The organism is Leptospira semungkisensis, from assembly GCF_004770055.1.
GTDB classification, from domain to species: domain Bacteria; phylum Spirochaetota; class Leptospiria; order Leptospirales; family Leptospiraceae; genus Leptospira_B; species Leptospira_B semungkisensis.
Genome location: NZ_RQEP01000005.1, coordinates 1,265,370 through 1,286,851, shown reverse-complemented (window position 1 = coordinate 1,286,851; position 21,482 = coordinate 1,265,370). Strand labels below are relative to the sequence as shown.

Sequence of the window (21,482 nt, the reverse complement as noted above, 5' to 3'; positions counted from 1 at the left end):
CATGGAAATCAATATTAGAAAATCCGGCGATACTAACATTATCGGGCTCTCCGGGAGTCTGGACATTTATACGTCCATCGATCTAAAAAACTTTTTCGAACAGAATATAGATCGAAACAACAATAACGTAGTAATCAACCTAGAGAAGCTGAATTATATAGATTCTTCCGGCATCGGAATGCTGATCAAACAGCTAAATTATGTCCAAGAATTGAACGGCAAGTTTTTCATCGCGAATATGAAGGCTGCGATCGAAAAGGTCTTTAAGGTTGCCGGACTTACTTCTTACTTCCAGACGCTTTCAGAAGCAGAGTTCACAAGCCAGTTCCCTTGATCTATTCAGGATACTCGGGAGCCGTGTAGGACAGAAAAACGTCCCAAACTCCCCAGAATCTTCCCTTATCCCCCGCCATAGGCAATAAGCTCAAAGTCAGTCTTCCTTGGACCAATTCCGAGGGATCTACTCGAATATAGACTGGCGGGGTTCCAGAATACAATGCCTTAGAATATAACCTGGAATTGGGAAAGCGAACCCTTCTCTTCTCTACTCCGTTTGCGAGTATTCTTAGCTCTCTGTCCGGGAGAAAATTGGCATGCTCCGTTTTTTCGAATAAGGTCAGGTCTATATACACGTAGATCTCGTCCTTTCGATCCGGATCTGCAATCAGTAGAATGTCCAAACCTTGTTCCGGCACCATTCTACACTGATTGTCAAAGAGTCGCCCCGTTCCTGCTCCAGGGGCTGGGTCTTTTCTATCCGGAGCCAGTTTCAATCCGTTATGCAGGCCCCAGACGGAAAGCTCAGGAAAGGTTTTATAATCCTCGGAAATATAGGATTCTCCACCCATTGGTTTGGCGAAATTCTCATAATTTTTCGTTTTCCGATTTTCCTGACCGATCGGACTCTGTCCGGCAGTGGTCGAAATCAAGAATAAGAGTATTGCAAATCGGAGCCGGTCCATCTTTTTAGAGTATCGACCGTCCTTCGGAGGGAAACTTGAAAATTCTTAGAAGTCTGGAGAACTTAAAAAGCAGCTTAAAGACTTCCACGGTTGTGACCTTGGGGAATTTCGATGGAATTCATTTGGGCCACCAGGCTCTTTTGGAAAGGACCAAAGAGATCTCTCTCGAAAAGGGTCTTCCCTCTTGCGTAATCACCTATTACCCAAATCCCGCAATGGTCCTCGGAAAGGACAAGGATCTAGGCGGCATCACCACCCAAACAGATAAAGAAAATCTAATAGAATCCTACGGGATTGACTGGTTGATCGTAGTCCCATTCACTCTCGAATTTGCGCAGATGGAAGCGGAAGAATTCCTCAAGAATATTCTCATCCAGGAATTGGGAGCAAAATCCATACTCATCGGTTTCAATCATTGCTTCGGTAAGGGAAGAAGAGGAGATTTCGAATTACTCCAAAAGTATTCTTCCGAGTTTGGATACGATCTGGAAAAACTGGATCCTGTCTTTCTAGGCGGCATGAAACTTTCCAGCTCCTATATTCGCTCCTTATTGAGAGAAGGAAAAGTCGCCGAAGCAGAAGAATGTTTAGGAAGAGAATTCTCTGTCTCCGGCACAGTAGTAGAAGGTCACAAAAGAGGAAGAACCATAGGGTTTCCTACTGCAAACGTGAAACCATTTCCAGAACTCATATTGCCAGGAGTAGGAGTCTACGCAGGCAGAACAGAGATAGATGGCAAAGCCTATCCTTCTATGATCAATATTGGTTACAATCCAACCTTCGGTGAGAATGCGATCACGTTAGAAAGCCATATATTCGATTTTTCCGGCGATATTTACGGTAAGAAGGTAAGAATACTCTTCTCAGAAAGGATCCGCTCGGAGATCAAATTCTCCGGAATAGACGCGTTGGTGGATCAACTCAAGAAAGACGAAACCGTTTCTCGCAAGATCCTTGCGGAAAGATAATCAGATCACGCAGCGGATCGGAAATCCCCCGAATAGCGAAATTCCTTTTCTCCCCAATAAGATGCCTTCTAAGTCTTTAGGAGGGGTATAACGTAATATATTCGTAAATAAGGTTATTGGAATATGATCCGCCCAATTCGGGACTGCGTGAAAAAAAGGATCCCATCTCAGGTCCTCAGTATCCCCGTCTTCTGCTAATGGAAGAGGTTGGCCCGAAAATTCCTCGAACCAAGAAACCATCGCCTTGAGTAGATTCGATTTATTTAATGTGATTGTTCCTTTTGGGAATTCTAATAAATACCCTAAAGTAAAATTGGCCATGCAAGATTCGTTCGTGCAAACTACGAATCTAACTTCTTCCAAAAATGCCGCCCAATCCCTTAAGCGACCTCTGGACTTTGCCCATGGAGTTTTGTTTTCGGACCCGCATTGAGGGCAGACGCAAATCGGAGTAAGTGAAATCCCCTTCAGGGATAATATGGGAGCCTCTTTCAAAAGTGGAAGGCCGGACTCTCGCGTGAAGTAGGGAGATTGAGTTTCTATAGCTTCCAAAGAATCCCCTCCCCCATATTCACTTTGATTTAAAGCCCGTGTTTCGAAGCGTTAGTCGCGCCAATGATAGACTCAATGTCGTCTAACGCAAATCATTTTCCGAAAACCGCGGACGTCTTTTTTCAATAAATTCTAGCCTATCCAAACGCTCTTTTTGGCCCTCAAAAAGCCCCGTCGCCAAGTCATTCGGGATTGATCCGTAATCAGGATTCGGTTAGGATGCCCCGGTGCGTTCGGGTTTATGAATTATTACCTATTTCTGCCAATAAGCGCTCTAATCACGAATACTCTTTTAATTTCTTACGTTTTTGCAAGGAGGTTCAGAAGCGCCGTTATCCGGGATTTCCTTCGCTTCGTATTCTTCTTAAATCTCTGGCAGATTTGTTTTATTCTCTATTGGGGAATGCTTCCTCCCGAATGGATGACTGCGATCTTCAAGCTTACCTGCTTTACTTGGCTGCCTGTAGGACTTTTATTATTAGAAACGGTTTATAGATTTTTAAACATTCGTTCGACAATAGCCCTTCCCTTCTTCAGATTCTTTGTTCTGGCGACGATCTTACTCACCGCTTCGACTGATCTAGTCATCAAAGGCTCTGTCTTGTATGACTGGGGTTATGAACTTCTACCTGGAATCCTATTTGTTCCCTTAAGTACGATCGCTGTTAGCTTTCCTGCAATTTGGGGACTAGTACTTCTCATCCGAGAAAGATCTAAGACCAGACAGAAAAAGATCAAGATCCAATTGAATCTTTGGATAGCTGGTTCTAGTTTCGCTCTTGCGATCAGCGCTTACACAGAATTATTTAATCTGGATGAGCAAGGTAGATATCTTTTCGTTCCCTTGACACCGATTTCCATTACCATTCAAGCAATCTTCATCTTCGTTGCGATCACTCGGTATGGATTTCTCAATATCAGTCTAGAAAGGATCGCGGTTGAATTGTTCAGAGACATTCATGATGGGATCGTTCTCACCAAAGAGAACCACGAATTCTTTTTTGCTAACCAAGCTGCGATCTCTATTCTGGATGGTTCTCCTTCTAAAGACGGATTCTTTCGTCCGGAAGAATACTTTGGAGGTTATAGAGAGGACCAAGATCATTTTCCAAGAGATTATCAGCTTTCGAAAAAGACAGTACCTCAATTCGTAGAACTGACTCTTTCCGAAATCAAGATCACTGACGAAGAATCTGGAATTCTTTACCTACTTAGAGATATCACAGAGAGAAAAGCCTCGCAAGAAAAGATACATCAGCTCTATTCTCAGATAGTAAACGATTTAGAGATTGCGAGAGTCACTCAGGCTTCTATCATCACTCAGAAATTTCCGGACAAGGACTCTTATAAGATCCACTCCTTCTTTCAGCCCATAGACAAAGTGGGAGGAGACATGCTAAGAGTGATAGAGCATGATTCGGATCGAGTGGATATATTATTTGCAGACGTCTCCGGACATGGGATCGCTTCTGCGATGGTCGGGGGAATGCTCTCCATAGCCTTTCAGATCGTATCGGATAAACTTCTCTCTCCCGCGGAAAGTCTATCAGAAATTCATGATATGCTTTCTAAAGTGGTATTGCATCACCATATCTCGGCGGTATATGCAAGCTTTTATCCTAAAGAGAGCAGAGTGAAATTTTCCTACGCAGGCCACCATCCGATCCTGATCTTGAGAAACGGTAGCGTGCTCCCATTAGAAGGAGAAGGAAGGATCCTACTTGCAATCAAAGAATTGCACTTGAACGATTATAGTTTCGATTTGACCCACTCGGATCGTCTCTTATTCTACTCAGACGGTCTATACGAAGTGAAAAATCAGCTAGGAGAAATACTCGGTTACGAAGAATTTCTATCTTGGATCAGCACGATGGCGGACCAAGACACCCGTTTCTTATTAGAAGCAGCACATAAAAGAGCCTTGGATTTCGGGAATGGAAAACATAACGACGATCTAGCCATGCTGGCCCTGGAGATCGGTTCCGAATGAATCCGTATCTGATCGTTCCTCTCTTAGCCCTGTTCTTAAATCTCTCCTTATTCACCTATGTGCTCGCCTTAAAAGGAAAGCACAGAGTAGTTCATCTCTACCTACTCTACGCGGGAGATTTAAGCCTTTGGATCATTTCCATTGTTCTGTATTGGTCCTTCTTGCCCATTCATTGGATGCCTTGGATCTTCAAGATAAGTTCCATTTCCTGGTTACTGGCGGGAACACTTTTCTTAGAATTCGTATTCGCATTTTTATCAAAGAATCCTAATATTCTTCTCTATCTATTGAGAGGACTGGCATTAGCTATCTTTCCGATCACTCTCACTACTGACTGGATCATCGGGGGAGTAGAAAGAAAATATTGGGGAGACATGCTCCTTCCTGGTCCTTTGTATGTGTACGGAGTAAATGTTCTTATCGTCACTCCCGCAGTTTATGCGATCTTTCTTCTGCTTTATGAATCTAGAAAAGAAGAGATAGGTTTCAGAAAGCAATGTTATCTCTTGGCCTTTGGTACATTTCTCACGTCTATACTCGGTTTCTTGACTACAATCCTACCTAGGATCCTTTCTCAAGGAGATCTGCATTACCCTCCTCTAAGTGGAAGCGCGAGCGTAATCCAATCTCTCTGCGTATTTATAGCGATTGCAAAGTACGGTTTCTTGGAAATCCGATTAGAAAAGATAGCTCTACAACTCTATTCGAAATTAAGAGAGGGCGTGATTCTACTCTCGACAGCGGATGAATTATTGTATTGGAATGAAAGCGCAAAGGAAATATTAGGATTTTCTAAATCTTCTTCTGCTCCTGAGAAATTGGATCTCGGAAACTTTCTGGATGGATTTACAAGAAAGCCTTTCACTCGCATGGACTTCAAGAAGAAGAGCGAGTCTCCTGCGAAAGAGATCCGGATCGATGACGAAACCATCTATTCAACCGGCCCAGTATATTTGGAAGTGTCCAAGTCCGAGATCCCTATTTCAGGAAGAGATCTGGGCAAGGTCTACGTCCTGAGAGACATTACTGAAAAGAAAGAAGCTTCGGAAAAGATCAACATGCTCTATTCCAGAGTAGTCAGAGATCTGGATATAGCGAGAGAAGTGCAAAATACGATCACTACTCGGACTTTTCCGGATTCGGAAAAGTTCAAGATCTTCTCTTATTTCAGGCCGTATGATCATGTAGGAGGAGACGTTCTCAACTGCGCAGAAAGTGTAGATGGAAAGATCGAGATCCTTTTTGCGGATGTTTCCGGTCACGGGATCTCATCCGCTATGGTTGCAGCGATGGCCTCCATCTCTTTCAATGTAGTCTCCAGAAAAGGCAGTAAGCCCAAGGAAGGCTTATTGTTTACGAACGATCTTCTTTCGTCCGTTGTCACCCAGCATTTCATTTCGGCCATGTATCTTAGGTTCGATCCTAAAACTCTAATATTAGAATATAGTTATGCAGGTCATCACGCTGGACTCTTGCTTAGAAAGGGAGAGACACTGGATCTACCGGGAAAAGGAGGAGTTCTACTCGCAGTAGGAACTCCAATCCTAGAGGATTATCAGATCCAATTGCAGGCGGGAGATAGAATCTTACTTTATTCTGACGGATTATTCGAGGTAAGAGGTTCCAAAGGGATCCCCATGGGCAATACAACCCTGGTAGAAGCAGTCAAGAAACTCTCCTACCAGGATTCTGACGGACTCATCCGTTCCCTAGTTTCCTATTCGGAATCTTTTGGGGACGGGATCATGACGGACGATCTAACTCTGTTCTGTTTAGAGATCTCCGAATCGGCTTAAACTGCCAAAGAATCCGCTTGTTCTTTTACTTTTTCCAAGAATGGAAGAAGCTCATCTAAAACTGCAGGGATCTCGTATTCGATGATATCTCCGGCACGAATAATATCTTTTTCTTCTAAGGCAAGAGCTACCGAAGCAAGAGTATCATTCAGATCGTTTGTCTTCTCTTCAAAAGTCCTTTCTGCAATCTGGATCTTGGAGAAGTCCATGCCAGGAAGCTTTTGTCTAAGAGTGATAAACGAAGTCAGTAATACGTTGATCTGAGATACGGATTGGGTCAGAAGATGAGTAGCAACCTCATCCTTTCCGGATTGGTAGCTTTCATTTACTTTTACGAAACTTTCCTTCAATGCAGGAAGAGCCTTAATGAAAGTATCCAAGATCTCTCTTAAGATAGGAAGATCCAGATCCAGTACGGAAGCCCTTGCAACCAGATCCATCACGAATAATTTCATATCTCTCAGATATTCCAAAAATTCCTCGATAGCTGCAGTTCCTTCTAATTTTCCTGCTTTGGATTGAAGAGCGCTCATGATCTCTTCCACCGTGTTTCCGGTACCCATTGGCTTGATCTGATCATACTTCAATTTCAAGAGCTTGCCCGCAGAATCCAGAAGAGTCTTGATCCAATACATTCCATCTGTGAGTTCTTTTGTTTCTTTTTCGGTAAGGCTATCTCTGCCTAACAAGGTGGTCCCAACCTTGTCCACATAAGAATCTAATTCATTCAAGGAGCTGATCAGAATATCCAACTCTTCTCCTACATAAAATTCCATCTTATTCGCTTTCGCGATGGAAGAATCACGCATTGTTCCCGCTTGGAATTCTTCTCCGTCTACTAAGCAGGAGAGCAGGAATTTACCGTTTGATTCCACCCAACGGCCTACTGCATCGAAAACCTCTCCTAGGTTTTTCTCATTCTCGAAGGCACTTTCCAATTTCTGATCGTTTACGAATATTTCCACGGTGATTCCTCCGTTTATCCTTATGATTTCTTACTTACCGTCGTCTCCGCCCTGGCTTCTCAGGTTATTGCTGAGATAAGAGCCAACGGCTTTGTTCCTTCCGACACCTTGTTCCATGTACAAGAATTTCTCTTTTAACTTCTTCTCATAGCTTAGAAGGTGAGATTCAAAATTCTTAATTTTCTTATTATTATCCGAGACCTGTTCTTCTAAGAGTTTGATCTTGCTCGTGACCAAACCACCTGCATACTGAGTATAAGGCTTCAGATGCTCAACAAGGTCGATCCCGACACCCGTATCCATTCTTGCATCCGAGTTCGTGTCCTGCGCGAATAGATTTCGAACTGCATCCGGATTCTCAGCCAATTTAGCCGAGAGCTTTGCTTCGTTTAATGCGAGATATCCTTCCTGGATATCGGCCCATTTACTTCCTACTTCTCCAGTGGAAATTCCTACGTCCGCAAGTGTCCTGATCTCAGAGTTCCCCAATGCAGGAAAAGAAGAAGTGGTTATGGTTTTCATTCCAGCAATCAGTCGAATGACAGAATTCTCTCCTGCAAGAATTCCAGTTTTACCTTTTCCTTCCCAAAAAGACCGAGTAATATCCGGATCCTCTAGCTTAGCGTCGGAAGTACCGCTTTCCTTATTGACTGCGGTTGCATCCTTAGAGTATTTTAGTACATTATTATATGCTTCTATGAATTCCTTGACCATCTTGATTCCTTTTGCGGAATCCACTTTGATGTCGACGGTAACCGGTCCTTCACTCTTCTTATTTAAGTTTAGCAGCACTCCGTCCAGAACGTCGGTCAGTCCTTCGTTCTTAGGGCGAGTGACCTCTATCCCGTCCACTGTAAAGGAAGCGTCCTTTGCTTCCACTATAGTCTTTGCGGGCTTCGCTCCGTTGAACTCTGCAGGAAGAACAAATCTGAAACTGGAGAATTCCTTCTCTTTTCCGGTTTGATTGACAACGATCACCTTATGGATCTTTTTCCCTTCCATAGATGATTTCAAAGTAATTCGGACCTTGCCTTCCTTATGATATGCGGTCTCTAATAAGATCTTGTCTTGTTCATCTTGGTCGTAGAGAACTCCTAGAGAGATCGTCTCTCCTTCTTCCAATGGTTCGGAAAGAGTGGCTTCTATTCTTGCTCCCTTCTTTCCTTCCTTAGCATCCACATGGAACTGAAAGGCTTGCTTGGCGCTTAGTTTTACCTTGGACGGTTCCTTCTTCTCTGCGTTAGCCGGAATAAAGACAGGCTTTGCAGTCGCATCCATTCCATATTTCTCGGGTTGAAATGCGTTCGTCTGTCCAGGCTCCCAAGGCAAAGGAAAGACTTGAGGAGGATCCTGAGGAAGCATTCCTCCCACAAGAGCGGCGGCCTTTAAGACACCGTTCGGATCATCGAACTTCAATTGATTGTCTTTGCCTGATTGAGAAGCAGCGAGAGTTAATACTGTTTTATCTTGGTCCACTTTTACAGTGGTTGGCTGAACGATTCCTGCAGCGCCGGTGCGGATGGAAAGATATAGATCGCGGATGGTTCCACCTGGAAATTCGATCTCCTTCTCATTTTCTCCGGAAAGGATCTTGAAAGTTCCTGCAGGGATCTTTCTCTCGGAGTCGATCGGATCTCCGGAGATTTGATGGAAGGTGGCGAGCTCCTTCACTTCTATCTTGCGCTTTCCGCTACTTGCAGAACGAGCCGCGTCGCCCGTAATTACGCCTTCCGGATCGGATACAATTGCCTTGGTCGCAAATGGCGCGGTAAATGATGTGATTTCTCTGGTCTTATTTTGGAGGTCAGTGGTCAGGGTCTTGAGATCGTTCCAAGCCTTTACTTGGGCCTGATTATATCCGTTCTGTCTTTCCAGACGACGGATCGGCTTGGATTCCAATTCCACAAGCTTCTTTACGATCTGGTTTGTGTCCTGGCCGGAACTTAATCCCGGTATCGAGAATGCGGGCATAGTCCCCTCCTGTTATTTCCATCGACCAATTCCCAAAAAGTATAAGTGTTTCCATGAAAAAAAGCTCGCAGAAGTCGGTTTCTACCCTTCATCTGTTCGATTGATCTATGCTCCGTTTTCCTTTAAAAACTCACTCCTTTCTTATTATCGCTCTGGTTTCCAGTTTGTTCATTTTCTCCTGTGCGGATTCCTCTAGGCGGCACTTTCCGACCGCAAAAGACGGCATCCTAGATTTGAGGGATTGGGATTTTCAGAAGGATGGGAGCGCAGAGCTCAACGGAGACTGGCAATTCTATTGGATGGAACTCATTCCGGCTCATATCTTTGAGGAAGAAGAAGTCCCTCATCCTACAGGACTGATATCGATCCCTGGACTTTGGAATGGTTACGAGGTGGATGGAAAGCCTGCAAGCCCGATCGGGCAGGCGACATATCGTCTAACGTTACTCTTGCCGGAGAATTCACCTAATTTAGCGATCCGAGTAGATGACGGACAAGGCTCCGCATACGATATTTATTGGAACGGGCAGAGGGTCGCTGGCAACGGAATCGTAGGCACTTCGGAAGCCGAGGAACGTGCCGAATATCTTCCTCAAACCTCTCCTGTTTCTCCTCGTACGGAAGTACAGGTGGTCGTGCATGTCTCTAATCACGTCCATAGGAACGGCGGATTTCAGATGCCCATAATCTTGGGAGAAGCTACAAAGATCTTTGGAGCAAGAGATAGATTGAGGTTAACAAGCGCATTTCTTGCTGGGGCATTACTCATCATGGGTCTCTACCACATGGGCTTATTCTTTTACAGAAAAAAAGACACTGAGACGCTTTGGTTCTCTCTCATTTGCCTTACGATCACAATGAGAGTTCTTCTAAGTGGAGAAAGATTCTTGGGAGAGGCCGTACCCTTTGTCCCTTGGGTCATCATGATCAAGGCTGAATATTTGGCCTTCTATTTGGGAGTGCCTATCATGGCTCTCTTCGTCCGCAGATTATTTCCGAATCGTTTCCATAAATCCGGAATCATCGCAATTCTAATCCTGTCTTTGTCTATTTGTGTGTCCGTAATAGTACTGCCGCCTGCACTGTTTTCGCATACTCTTCCATTCTACCAGATTTTGATCGCGACAGGTGGATCATACGCGATCGTTGTTCTGATCATAGCTTCCTTCAAAGAGGAAGACGGTGCATTGCTCATGTTATCAGGATTGGTATTATTCTTTGCATCCGTTATCAACGACTTCATATTCTATCTTTATCATATAGGTCCGGGATATCTTACTCCAGCGGGTCTATTCTTACTAACGTTCTCCAACGCAGCGATGCTTGGAAGAAGGGTCGCAAAGGCCTTCAATACGAGCGAAGAGTTATCATTGCATTTGGAAAAAAAGGTCATCGAAAGAACGAAAGAATTATCGGAAGAAAGAGACCGCACTGTAGAAGCTCGTAACGAAGCAGAGATACAAAGAGCCAAAAGTGATCGATTGCTTTTGAACATTCTTCCAAAAACAGTCGCAGAAGAATTAAAGGAGAAGGGAACTGTTTCGCCAGTGTATTATGACTCTGCCACTATTCTCTTTACCGACTTCGTAGGATTTACAAAGACCGCAGAGGAAATGTTACCTGCTGCTTTGGTAGAGAATCTACATGCTTGCTTTTCTAAATTCGATTCGGTGGTTTCCGATCGAGGATTGGAAAAATTGAAAACCATCGGTGATTCGTACATGTGCGCTGGAGGGATCCCAAGCGCAAACTTCTCCCATGCAGTGGACAGTTGTTTGGCAGGTTTAGAATTTCAGAATTTTATGAAGCAAATCGCCGAGAGCAAAGCGGCCCAGAGTCTTCCTTTCTGGGAATTAAGAGTAGGCATTCATACTGGTCCGGTAACCTCCGGAGTCATAGGATCAGATAAATTCGCGTATGACGTTTGGGGAGATGCAGTCAATACTGCGAGTAGAATGGAATCCTCCGGCAAGGCAGGCTATGTCAATATCTCCGGCGCAACGTATGAAATAGTAAAAGATTTCTTCGTGTGCGAACACAGAGGAAAGATCCAGGCTAAAGGAAAAGGAGAAGTCGATATGTATTTTGTACTTTCGATCCAACCTTCCCTTTCTGAAGGCGGAGAAGGTAAATTACCGAACGAAAAATTCCATTCCTTAAAAGGATCCCTTACTTTAAAATAAGGCGGAAAAGAATTTTTCGGATTCGTAAATTACTTTAAACTGCTTGTATGGATGCGGCTTTGATCTTCAAGCGAGCTCTTAGCCCTTCCATATAACCTAGACTATCCAAATTGTATTCGTCTACATGAGATAGTCTTTCCGTTCTTGAATCTTCCGGCATCCTCAGAGTGGATCGATAGAATAGAAGTCCTGAAAGTAATCTTGCAGTAGCCCAAACAATCTCATCCGCAGTTTCTTCCTTATCTTCGGAAGCAGGAAGATCCTTATGAATTCCCATTAGATCTTGGTAAACATCCCATGCATCTGAAAGTAGTTTGGTTTCTTCGGTAGGAAAATGAGACCATTCATTCTCTATGTATTCTCTCAAGAATCCATGATTGCTCATTCCTGTGGTAATTCCACCGATGCTCGCATTGACTTGGATCTGAGAAGTACCGTCATAGATGGTAGTAATCCTTGCATCCCTATAGATCCTAGAAACATCATAGTCCTCAGTGAAGCCTGCGCCTCCGTGAACTTGAACCGCATCTCCTGCGATCTTCACACAACTCTCGGAACAATAGAACTTGGAAATTGGAGTAAGGATGCTTGCGAGTCTTTCCCAATATTTCAGGACCACATCTGACTTAAGATCCCTGTCCGTGGCCCCCTTCTCTTTCAGATGCTCTCCTCTGAAATAATAGAGGTCCATCGCACGAGCACCTTCTAGCATAAGACAACGCATCGCCATGGTCTCTCTTTCCATTCTGCGAAGTATTTTTCGAACAGCGGGAATCGTCTCTATCGGTTTTCCGAATTGGATCCTTTCCGCGGCGTACTTCTTAGCTTCGCCTAACGCTGCCTGTGCGATCCCAACGCCTTGCTGGGAGATTCCCATTCTTGCGCCGTTCAACATTCCCATAGTATGCTTGACTAGGCCATGCCCTTCCTCGCCGATCAGAATGCCAGGCGTATTTTCTAGGACCACTTCGCAAGTAGGAGAACAATGAAGTCCCATCTTCTTTTCTATTCCTGCGATCTGTATGTCTTTGGATTGCACTAAGAAGAAGGAAAGACCTCTCGCGCCACTTCCTGGATTCCCTGTGCGCGCAAGTAGTAAGAGTATCGCAGGGATCTCTCCCGTGCCGCAACCTTGCGTGATAAATCTCTTGGTCCCGTTTAGAAGGTAGGTATTTCCTTCCTTAAGAGTCGCTCTTGTCCTAAGCCCTGGAAGATCGGAACCATGATCGGGCTCGGTAAGCCCCATAGCACAGGCGAATTCACCCGCAGCCAATCTAGGAAGCCAATCATCTTTTAATTCTTCGCTTCCGTTCTTTTCAATGATTTCAGCGAGATTCACACAACCGATCGCGATACAGACAGAAGCATCCACTCTATATAAGATTTCGCTAAAGAATGCTCGAACAGACCAAGGAACTCCCAGGCCGCCGTATTTTCGGGAGAATCCGGTAGGTTGTAATCCCGCATCCCTTGCCTTGCGAACGATCTCTAATAGTTTTTCGGGGAAGATTACCTTTCCGTCTTTGAAACGGACTCCCTCTCGATCCAACTCTGCCACGAAAGGAGCAATCTCCTTTCCTGCAAATTCGCCGACGGACTCTAACAGAGTTTTATAATATTCTTTCGCTTCATCATAAGAAGAAGGAGCAGTTGCGAATCTTTCGTCTCCGGCTCTATACTTGGCCGCATCCGTAAATCCGTTTTCGTAAGAGTCTATGATCTCTTTCCAATTGATAATATGATCGAAATGAAGCTGTAGATCAGCCACGTCGCTGAAGTAATTGTTTTGTAGCATCTTAAAGAGATTCCCTTGGGAAAATCAGTATCTTCCTCAAAAAGGAAAGGTCAATTCGTTTTCCAAAGAGAAGACTTGCTCCGAACAATCGTTCGTTTGATGCCCAAAACAGTTCATTTACTGCAACAAAAGCGGACCGCATCCATAAGCTTTTTTACATCCCAAGGCTTTGAGATGACTGCATACGTGCCGGCTTCTCTCTTCACTCTATCTGCCGCCTCGGCATCTATATGCCCGGTAACTAATATGGATTGTATATGAGGATATTTTTGATGGACTATGGCTAGGAATTCGTCGCCCTTCAATCCAGGCATTAACCAATCAGACAAAATCAAAATTACATTCACTCCTGCAGAAACCAAGTCATCTATGATCTCCAGGGCTTCGTTTCCGCTCATCGCGGTCTCATAGAGATACTCGTCCCCTAGCTGTCTTTTTAATTCCTTCTGCAGAGTGATCAGGATGATCGCTTCGTCATCCACGCATAGGATTGCTTCTTGTCTAGTCTTGGTTTCCAATAGGCTCCCCTTTCTCCGAATTAACGGATTTTAGCCACACGCTAAATTTAGTTCTTCCCGGTCGGGATTCAAATTCGATTTTTCCGCCTATCTTTTCTACGATCTTTTTTGAAATATCCAAACCGAGTCCGATCCCTTCCCCCGGTTTTTTTGTGGTAAAAAACGGATCAAAGATCTTGGCTTGTATCTCTTTAGGAATGCCCGAGCCAAAATCAATAAAGGAAACGACCACCCAGTTCTCCGTCTTTTCGATTGAAATCTCTATTTTGCCTTCGTAATTAATGGCTTGCAATCCGTTATTTAGTAAGTTGATCCAAACCTGATTGAGTTTATTTGCGTCACCGAAACATTTTTCCTTGGTTTCGTATCTTTTGACGATCTCGACTCCGAATTTTATTTTATTATGATAGAGAGTCAGGATAGTCTCAATTTCCGCCTCTATATCGATCGGAGAGATCTCATCCTCTGGCTGCTGTTGCTTATCTCCAGGATTCAGATAATGTTTTAGGGCATCCACTACGTAAGAAGCTTTTCCTGTTGCAATCGAGATCACATTACTCAATCGAACCACCGATGCGATCGAAGAGACAGCATTCAATGTCTTGAGAGAATTTCTTCCTCTCAATAGATCGGGAAGTCTATTTCCCAAACTATGCAGTCCCATTTCCAGGATCAGGTTCGACACACTTTCTGGATTTGGAATATTCCATTCTTTTAAATTAGAGATCATCTCCTTTCTCAAGGAGCGATTCGGAAGGATCTCCAATTGCGAGGTCTCTTTCAGACTTTCATCCAGAAGTATCTTAAAATTCGCCCTCTCTTCGGTATCCAAGTTCAGGATCAGGTCCGGGATCTCTTTGATCTCGGTATAAAGAATATCTATAATTGCTCGATTCGAAGAAACGATGGCGCCCAAAGGAGTGTTCAATTCATGAGTCATTCCCGCAGCCAATTGACCTAATGCAGCCAATTTTTCGGAAAGAAGAAGCTGCCCCTGGGTTTCTCGCAGCTCCTTCATTATACTTTTCTGATATTCTACCGCTTCGACCAGATCTGAATTGGATTTCTTCAACTCTTCTGTTCTAATGTCGATCCTCTTCTCCAAATTTGCATTCAGATCCAGGATCATTTCTTCTGCTTGCTTGTTCTTTGTGATATCGTTCGCAATCCCGAAGATCTGGATCGGAGTCCCGTCTGGCTCTCGGCGATAGATCAAGGCTCTGGAAACCAGCCAGATCCAATGCCCTTCCAAATGTTTCAATCTGTATTGATATTCGATAAGATCCTTATCACTCGCAGAGAAGTATCTTGGGAAAATATTCTTGCTATAATTCTCGAAATCCTCCGGATGCATGAGTCGAGGCATTATATTGGAATCCATATCCTTAATGTCTTCCATAGTGTAACCGAGCATTCTATAAACGCTGTTGTTGCTATAAACGTTCTTTCTCTCTTTCAGGTCGTAGATATAAAGTATATCCGGAGTAATATCCAGAATGGATTCTATGAATTGATTTCTCTCGAGCAATTTCTCTTCGATCAATTTCATTTGGTGAAAGGCGTCCTGCAATTGTTCCGCCATGTGATTGAAAGAAAGGGATAAGGTTCCCAATTCCTCCAATCGACTAGTCGGAACCCTTTGCGTTAGATCTCCTTCTGCCATTGCCTGGCTAGCGACCGACATCCTGCTGATCGGCGCGGTGACCACTCCGGCCAAGAAGACCGCCACTAACAAAGAGAGAAGCAATGCGATCGCAAATACTTTTGCAGATTCGCTATTTCCTAATCTTACTCCTTCCAAATAATAAGAAGCGGGCATCGCAGTGATTACGATCCATTGTATATTCCCGCTCAAATCCTGATAAGGAGTTACCTGAGCGAGCCAAGTCTCTCTTGAAACAGGCTTAGCAGTTACGACATCGAATCTGAACTGGAAGGCCGACTTGATCCTCTTCAAGTCCTTTGAATCCAAAAGTAGAGCCTGCACCGCATCTCTTGCCACTTGATCGGAACTCTCTATAGAAGGAGTATCTTCTTCCTTAGAAGCAAATGAAGTAGCGATCTCTTTTCCTTCTCTATCTATGATGAATGCTCTTCCGCTACGTGCGATATTCGTGCCATGAAGTAGTTTTTGTATCTTCTGAAAATCCAAAGAAGAAGATCCTGCAAGAGCAGCATCCAATTGAAGATTTATATTCTCCGAGATCTCTTGGTGTAGCCTAGAAGCCATCTTATCCGCCGCGATCTCCGAACTTCTGAGAGTTAAGTAAGCAGTGGATCCCACAAGTATCAATACCAAAAGAATGAAAGGCCCTACTAAGAACATTCGGATCGGCCAACCGTAGCCGAGCATGTCCTTATGCTTCTTTCCGTTCTCCCAATACCATTCCTTATAACTCAGAACAGACTCTTGGATATGTCCCGGGATCTCCGCCCAGAATAAATTATATTTTCTTGATACAGGATACGCGATCAGAACTGCGAAAGGAGCAAAAGCCCAAGTAATCCCAGTAGTAAAGAAGAGTGCAGGCGTAATGTTTCTATATGAGATTTCCGGAGTGAACTTATCCGAGCAGATATAGCCCCAAAGCTGAGGCTCGATGCTCATAAAGATAATTACGAATAGAAAGTATAAGCTCCAAGTTTTAGGCCTTCTAAAATCGGGATCCCTTCCGATCAACTGGTATGCTACCCAGAAGCAGGAAGGATTGATGAAGTAACCTAAGAACCAGTCCGCTAGAAAATTTGGAGGAACTCCCTCGATCAGATCCGAGAGTCCATAAGCAAAAGGCACTGCAATTAAAGCGGGATATCCGAATAAAAGAATGCAAACAAAAACGGAAAGATCCTTGAGCGACTCAAAGGTCTGAGCACCGGGAACTAGTACGATAAAGGATCCGATATAACCGGTAACAAAGATCAGAACGAAGGTAAATGCAACGCTGAGTAACGCCGGCGCATCCCAGACTTGTCTCTGACGGCCAAAATTCCAATTTCCACCGGCACGGAATGTGAATCCGCCAAATGCGGAAACCATCAGAAAGATCCCGACTATATAGCCGAACCTTCCCCAGATATCCAAAAGCGGAAGGGGAATAGACGCGAAAATTTCTTCAAGTCTTTGGATTACGAGATTCATAACCGGATTTTCCTATAAACCGTTCCCGAAAACTTGTCCCCGAGCAAAATGCTGGAAAATTTCACTCTTTGATTTTTAGAAAGTCAATCCGGTTACTATATTCCGAATTCTTTCCGGAGGGAATTCATCGGATATGATTATGGGAATGCAAATGATTTTCGCAATACTCATGATCGGTGCAATCTACGCAATAACGAAATTCCAAATAAGGATTCGTAGCTTCTGTCGCTCCGCAAATATAACAGCGATGCACCGTAAACACATCTTGCTCTTTCTTTTTTACGGCCCAAGAATTGGCTCTGGCGTTTTGTCGAAAAGAGGAGAATAGATCCTTTCCGAAGAATAAGACTAAATTCGAAAATCCGAAGAGAAGTCCAGCTAAAGGAAGATAAGAACCGGTCATTTTTACTTCCTCGAACCTTCCTATCACTAAGAAGACAAAAATCGCGGCCCCGATCCATTTCATCCGGATTGGAAGAATGAATAATTCTGCATTCGGCATCCGGATCGCAAGTGCGATCAACAAGCATTCATAGATCAGCCTGGTATTTACGTACAAAGGATAATAAATAGAGAGAACTGCCCCTATAGTGATATGAATGATCGCAGACCAAAGATATAGATTGAATTTAGGAGATCCCAAATCCTCCTCTATCATTCTTCCTACAAAGAAGATGACATACGAATAGATCGCCATGGAAATCCAAGGCATAATACTTCCGTCAGCGGATTCGCTCGGAGAATATAGACGAAAGGCAAATAATGCCACGTCCCACCATTTTCCTTCCTCAATAATAGAAGCATTCAGGATCCCGAAGCTTGGATTGACTAGCAAGGAATAGGTTGTGATTAGCGCTGTGGCCGCAGCAAAATATCCGGCTGCATTCTCCAAATAGAAATGATGTAAGAATCGATTTAAAAAACGTTTCAATAGAATGACCTTAATAATAGGTAACTTCTGCCAAGACAAATCGCGGGAAGGAAAAATCCACGAATTATTTTATGTGCACGGATTCTAGAAAACCTCCGAACACATACCCTTCTTTTTTCTTCCATACTACTTTGACCCAACGGCCTTGCTTTCCGTCTTGGATTTCAACTTCTCCTACTTCACCAAAAGTCTCGACCGCATCACCATCGGTGACCACGTCTATTTTCTTGGCCTGAATATTCGGAGCGACTCTGAGTCGAAGCCCTCCCCCGGCTCTAACTCTCATGATCTTTTCGATCTTTCTATTTTCTTTGACTTCCTCGGAGGCGCAGTCCCAAACAAGAAATGCAAAAAGAAACACTAATAAATAAGCGATCTTGTTCATAATTTTTTTCTAATATATCTAACACCGAAAAGTAGACCCTTATTCGATACGAATCTTCCGGGCCCGCATTTCACGGATATATCCAATCAGGGTCCATCCCAACCGACCCAAGTCAATCGTTAAACAAATGCGTATAAATGAAGCAAATTTGTAAAAATTGAAATGCCTCTCTTGCGGTTTTAAGATTCGACTCCGTGCAAAAAATGAATTATAATGAACCTGTAAATTCTAGGTCAGGTCAAATTTTTAATGATCTCCCGGTTATTATTCGGACTGTTTATACTGAGTTTCTCAGTCTCTGCTTCTACGAACGAGACTGGGTCCTACGAATACCGTTATTTTAAGAAGCAATTAGACCAAGAGATATACAGAAGCATAGACTCCTTAGGCTGCCTCGCGCTTTTAGGCACGGCAGAAAAAGAAGCCGAAAAGATCGAGACAGATCCTTCCCAATTCCATTCCGAAGGAATTGGCTCATTCTTTCGGCTTCAAAATATAGAGGCTTATTCCATTTCGGAACAACAACACTCCGAAAGTACATTCTATTCCCCGCTCAAGAAGGTTCGACTGCTCATTTAAGATTCTCGTTAAAGAATATTCATATTTTTTAATTTAGGAGAATTTTATGCGCAACGTATTCGCTTATATCGCCACCGCCTCCGTAGTTTCCGTAGCAGCACCTACTACGATAGAAACTTCAGAATTACGACTCTTCCAACGCTTAACAGTGTTTCACGAACAGCTTCTTTCCAGCGACGAAAAGAGAACGAATCCTAAGGGACTCGTGAATCTGATCCGAGATGCAAAAGATAAGGTGCAAGTAGCAAGAGTCCTATATGCAAAGGCTCTTACTTTTGCTGAGCTCTTAGAGAAAGCAAGATCCAGAGAAGAACAGGAGTTTTTATTTGCGGAGTTATGTTATACTCTAAAGGACATCGCTCCGAAATTCGAATTTCATGCCTTCTATTGTCCAAGCACTCATAAGACTTGGATCGCAAAAGGAGAGAAGGTGAGAAATCCGTATCTTTCGGACGCTAGGGAATCCGGAACCATATTAAATTGATGGAAAGAAGAAGGAAACGAAACGCCTCCGGGCTCTCGTTTCCTTCTGCCGATGGAACAGAATGTGCTTTTTAAAGCCGACTTGACTCTTGGCCCGGCAATTTTAAACCAAGAAGAAAGAAGGATAAATCTGTGGCTCAAAAGACTAAGTCCGCCGAAACAGGGACTCAAACCAACGGGGGGAACGGATCCAAGGGTCCGATCCAAATAGGGAACCCGGATATATTCTTCGATAGAGAACTTTCTTGGGTAGATTTCAATAAACGAGTATTGGAAGAAGCCAAAGATCTAGAAAATCCTCTCTTAGAGAGATTGAAATTCCTTTGTATTACTGAGACAAACCTAGATGAGTTCTATATGGTCCGCGTCGCCGGACTAAGAAATCTTGTAGCCGAAGGAAACGACGAGAACAGCTTAAACGGCCAGAGAGCATCCGATATCCTTACTGAACTTTCAGACAAGGTTCGGATTTTCGTACATGAACAGTATGATATTTTAAACAGAACTCTTAAGCAAATGAAAGAGAACGGGATCCATCTTATCTTGGATCCTAACGAATTGAATATTGATGAGATCGAAGATATCAGACAGTATTATAAGGATGATGTCTCTCCGATCCTAACTCCTCTTTCCATCGATCCTTCTCACCCATTCCCTCATATACTTAATAAATCCTTAAACTTAGCGATATTGCTATCTACAGATGACGAGAAGACTGGACTAAAAAAGGACTTATTCGCAGTGGTTCAAGTGCCTTCCGTTCTTCCCAGATTCATGCAACTGAAAGGAGACGGCAAGGTACGAAGATTCTTTCCTTTAGAAGAGATCATCAAGCTCCATGTCGGAGACCTTTTCTACGGAATGACTGTAAGAGAAATCCATCCTTTCCGGATCGTAAGGGACGCTGATATCTCCATCGATGAGGAAGCATCCGTAAAAGACCTTCTCATCACAATGAAAAAGGAGATCCGAAATCGCATCTGGGGCGACGCAGTCCGCATGGACATCTACGAAGGAACTTCTCCTTTCGTACGAACAACTCTTAAAGAACTGTTAGAACTACAGGACCATGAGATTTTCGAAGTATCCTCTCTATTAAATTTAAGTGATACGATGTATTTCTATGGTTTGGAGCATACTTCCAAATTCAAGTATCCTTTCTACCAGCAAAAGACCACATTAAAATTCGAATCGTCTGAAAAGATATTCGAAGCGATCAAGAAAAAGGATCGCTTACTCCATCACCCGTACCAATCCTTCGGCGCTATCGAAGATCTGCTTCGTATCTCCAGCGAAGATCCAAAAGTACTCGGGATCAAGATGACACTGTATCGCACGAGCGGGGACTCCCCTATCATCCAGTATCTAGGCCAAGCCGCCGAAAACGGAAAACAGGTAACCGTTCTTGTGGAATTAAAGGCAAGATTTGACGAGGAAAGAAATATTAAGTGGGCCCAAAAGTTGGAAGAAAGAGGGGTCCACGTTGTTTACGGAGTCGCAGGACTCAAGATCCATTGCAAGATGCTTCTAATCGTAAGAAGAGAAGAGGAACATCTAGTGCGTTATGTGCATTTAGGAACCGGAAATTATAACTCCACTACAAGTAAATATTATACCGACCTTAGCTTCTTTACGGTAAACAAAGAAATCACCGAGGATGTTGCAACGATCTTTAATACGATCACAAGTTATGCAAAGATGCCTTTCTTAAATAAGTTAGCTGCTTCTCCTCACAATTTGAAATCCGTTTTCTTAACGTTGATCGAAAAAGAAACCGAGAACGCAAAAGCAGGCAAGCCGGCAAGAATCATCTTCAAGATGAACAGCTTGGTGGATCCTCATATCATTCTGGCGATGTACAATGCGAGTAGAGCGGGAGTGATCATCGAATTGATCATTCGAGGCATCTGCTGTTTAAAGCCAGGTCTTCCTGGGATCTCCGAAAACATCACTGTGATCTCTATCGTAGGAAGATTCTTAGAGCATACACGGATCTATTATTTCCTTTCCGGAGGAGAAGAGAGTATCTTTCTCGCTTCGGCAGATTGTATGCCTCGAAATTTCGAGAGAAGGATCGAAGTCTTATTCCCTATACTGGACGTAAAAAACAAAGAAAGGATCAAGAAGATCTTAGACGTTCAGATCAGAGACAACGTAAAAGCCAGATTGCTTTCGTCCGACGGGATCTATCGCAAGAGAGAAAGAGTCGAAGGAGAGAAGCCCGTAGACAGTCAGATCGAAAGAATGAACTTCGTAGAGTAAAGA

17 protein-coding genes are annotated in these 21,482 nt (G+C 43.6%); 8 read left to right on the top strand and 9 right to left on the bottom strand.

Annotated elements, in window-relative coordinates; genetic code table 11:
• The first annotated feature begins 1 nt into the window (after nucleotide 1).
• Nucleotides 2-334 carry an STAS domain-containing protein gene (locus tag EHO59_RS06095; protein ID WP_135585746.1) on the top strand — a complete coding sequence of 111 codons (333 nt, stop codon included), beginning with the start codon at nucleotides 2-4 and terminating at the stop codon, nucleotides 332-334.
• Nucleotide 335: 1 nt separating this feature from the next.
• Here EHO59_RS06095 and EHO59_RS06090 read toward each other — a convergent pair whose 3' ends face one another.
• Entirely contained in the window at nucleotides 336-962 is a 627-nt protein-coding gene (locus tag EHO59_RS06090) for an LIC10729 family protein (protein WP_135585744.1), read from the bottom strand.
• A 35-nt stretch (nucleotides 963-997) separates the two neighbouring features.
• Here EHO59_RS06090 and EHO59_RS06085 point away from each other — a divergent pair, with 35 nt between their 5' ends.
• A complete protein-coding gene (locus EHO59_RS06085; protein WP_135585742.1) occupies nucleotides 998-1,930 on the top strand; it encodes a bifunctional riboflavin kinase/FAD synthetase in 933 nt (310 codons plus the stop codon).
• On the opposite strand, the gene EHO59_RS06080 is transcribed toward EHO59_RS06085, so the two are convergent.
• A complete protein-coding gene (locus EHO59_RS06080; RefSeq protein ID WP_135585740.1) occupies nucleotides 1,931-2,482 on the bottom strand; it encodes a hypothetical protein in 552 nt (183 codons plus the stop codon).
• A 241-nt stretch (nucleotides 2,483-2,723) separates the two neighbouring features.
• Here EHO59_RS06080 and EHO59_RS06075 point away from each other — a divergent pair, with 241 nt between their 5' ends.
• Entirely contained in the window at nucleotides 2,724-4,472 is a 1,749-nt protein-coding gene (locus EHO59_RS06075) for a SpoIIE family protein phosphatase (RefSeq protein ID WP_135585738.1), read from the top strand.
• A complete protein-coding gene (locus tag EHO59_RS06070) occupies nucleotides 4,469-6,268 on the top strand; it encodes a SpoIIE family protein phosphatase (protein WP_135585737.1) in 1,800 nt (599 codons plus the stop codon). The genes EHO59_RS06075 and EHO59_RS06070 overlap by 4 nt, the downstream gene beginning before the upstream one ends.
• Here the strand turns inward: EHO59_RS06070 and EHO59_RS06065 are convergent.
• On the bottom strand, nucleotides 6,265-7,233 hold the full coding sequence (locus EHO59_RS06065) for a hypothetical protein (RefSeq protein ID WP_135585735.1): 969 nt from the start codon (nucleotides 7,231-7,233) through the stop codon (nucleotides 6,265-6,267). The genes EHO59_RS06070 and EHO59_RS06065 overlap by 4 nt on opposite strands.
• Nucleotides 7,234-7,263: 30 nt before the next feature.
• Nucleotides 7,264-9,204, bottom strand: coding sequence for a flagellar filament capping protein FliD (fliD, locus tag EHO59_RS06060; protein WP_135585733.1), 1,941 nt, complete (start codon nucleotides 9,202-9,204; stop codon nucleotides 7,264-7,266).
• A 107-nt stretch (nucleotides 9,205-9,311) separates the two neighbouring features.
• Between fliD and EHO59_RS06055 the strand changes: the two genes are divergently transcribed.
• Complete coding sequence (locus EHO59_RS06055) at nucleotides 9,312-11,387, top strand: adenylate/guanylate cyclase domain-containing protein (protein ID WP_135585731.1); 2,076 nt, start codon at nucleotides 9,312-9,314, stop codon at nucleotides 11,385-11,387.
• Nucleotides 11,388-11,421: 34 nt separating this feature from the next.
• Here EHO59_RS06055 and EHO59_RS06050 read toward each other — a convergent pair whose 3' ends face one another.
• The 5 genes from EHO59_RS06050 to EHO59_RS06030 form a co-directional block, all read right to left on the bottom strand.
• On the bottom strand, nucleotides 11,422-13,182 hold the full coding sequence (locus EHO59_RS06050) for an acyl-CoA dehydrogenase family protein (protein ID WP_135585729.1): 1,761 nt from the start codon (nucleotides 13,180-13,182) through the stop codon (nucleotides 11,422-11,424).
• A gap of 113 nt (nucleotides 13,183-13,295) precedes the next feature.
• On the bottom strand, nucleotides 13,296-13,700 hold the full coding sequence (locus EHO59_RS06045) for a response regulator (RefSeq protein WP_135585728.1): 405 nt from the start codon (nucleotides 13,698-13,700) through the stop codon (nucleotides 13,296-13,298).
• Complete coding sequence (locus EHO59_RS06040) at nucleotides 13,684-16,839, bottom strand: ATP-binding protein (protein WP_135585726.1); 3,156 nt, start codon at nucleotides 16,837-16,839, stop codon at nucleotides 13,684-13,686. The genes EHO59_RS06045 and EHO59_RS06040 overlap by 17 nt, the downstream gene beginning before the upstream one ends.
• A 124-nt stretch (nucleotides 16,840-16,963) precedes the next feature.
• The gene (locus EHO59_RS06035; protein ID WP_135585724.1) at nucleotides 16,964-17,770 is read right to left on the bottom strand and encodes a hypothetical protein; all 807 of its coding nucleotides are present in this window, start codon (nucleotides 17,768-17,770) and stop codon (nucleotides 16,964-16,966) included.
• Between the two features lie 64 nt (nucleotides 17,771-17,834).
• Complete coding sequence (locus tag EHO59_RS06030; protein WP_135585722.1) at nucleotides 17,835-18,155, bottom strand: SH3 domain-containing protein; 321 nt, start codon at nucleotides 18,153-18,155, stop codon at nucleotides 17,835-17,837.
• 249 nt (nucleotides 18,156-18,404) lie between these two features.
• On the opposite strand from EHO59_RS06030, the gene EHO59_RS06025 reads away from it, so the two are divergent.
• From EHO59_RS06025 to ppk1, 3 genes are all read left to right on the top strand, one after another.
• Nucleotides 18,405-18,734 (top strand): hypothetical protein, encoded by a 330-nt coding sequence (locus EHO59_RS06025; protein ID WP_135585720.1) that lies wholly within the window; start codon nucleotides 18,405-18,407, stop codon nucleotides 18,732-18,734.
• 46 nt (nucleotides 18,735-18,780) lie between these two features.
• Nucleotides 18,781-19,218 (top strand): LIC13259/LIC11441 family protein, encoded by a 438-nt coding sequence (locus tag EHO59_RS06020; protein ID WP_135585719.1) that lies wholly within the window; start codon nucleotides 18,781-18,783, stop codon nucleotides 19,216-19,218.
• Between the two features lie 131 nt (nucleotides 19,219-19,349).
• Entirely contained in the window at nucleotides 19,350-21,479 is a 2,130-nt protein-coding gene (gene ppk1 / locus EHO59_RS06015; protein WP_135585717.1) for a polyphosphate kinase 1, read from the top strand.
• Nucleotides 21,480-21,482 lie beyond the last annotated feature (3 nt).

What these genes read in the sequence shown, in the direction of transcription:
- EHO59_RS06055 (WP_135585731.1), top strand. Translation starts at nt 9,312, where the DNA reads ATGCTCCGTTTTCCTTTAAAAACTCACTCCTTTCTTATTATCGCTCTG.
- fliD (WP_135585733.1), bottom strand. Translation starts at nt 9,204, where the DNA reads ATGCCCGCATTCTCGATACCGGGATTAAGTTCCGGCCAGGACACAAAC.
- EHO59_RS06070 (WP_135585737.1), top strand. Translation starts at nt 4,469, where the DNA reads ATGAATCCGTATCTGATCGTTCCTCTCTTAGCCCTGTTCTTAAATCTC.
- EHO59_RS06030 (WP_135585722.1), bottom strand. Translation starts at nt 18,155, where the DNA reads ATGAACAAGATCGCTTATTTATTAGTGTTTCTTTTTGCATTTCTTGTT.
- EHO59_RS06090 (WP_135585744.1), bottom strand. Translation starts at nt 962, where the DNA reads ATGGACCGGCTCCGATTTGCAATACTCTTATTCTTGATTTCGACCACT.
- EHO59_RS06040 (WP_135585726.1), bottom strand. Translation starts at nt 16,839, where the DNA reads ATGAATCTCGTAATCCAAAGACTTGAAGAAATTTTCGCGTCTATTCCC.
- EHO59_RS06020 (WP_135585719.1), top strand. Translation starts at nt 18,781, where the DNA reads ATGCGCAACGTATTCGCTTATATCGCCACCGCCTCCGTAGTTTCCGTA.
- EHO59_RS06025 (WP_135585720.1), top strand. Translation starts at nt 18,405, where the DNA reads ATGATCTCCCGGTTATTATTCGGACTGTTTATACTGAGTTTCTCAGTC.
- EHO59_RS06050 (WP_135585729.1), bottom strand. Translation starts at nt 13,182, where the DNA reads ATGCTACAAAACAATTACTTCAGCGACGTGGCTGATCTACAGCTTCAT.
- EHO59_RS06075 (WP_135585738.1), top strand. Translation starts at nt 2,724, where the DNA reads ATGAATTATTACCTATTTCTGCCAATAAGCGCTCTAATCACGAATACT.
- EHO59_RS06095 (WP_135585746.1), top strand. Translation starts at nt 2, where the DNA reads ATGGAAATCAATATTAGAAAATCCGGCGATACTAACATTATCGGGCTC.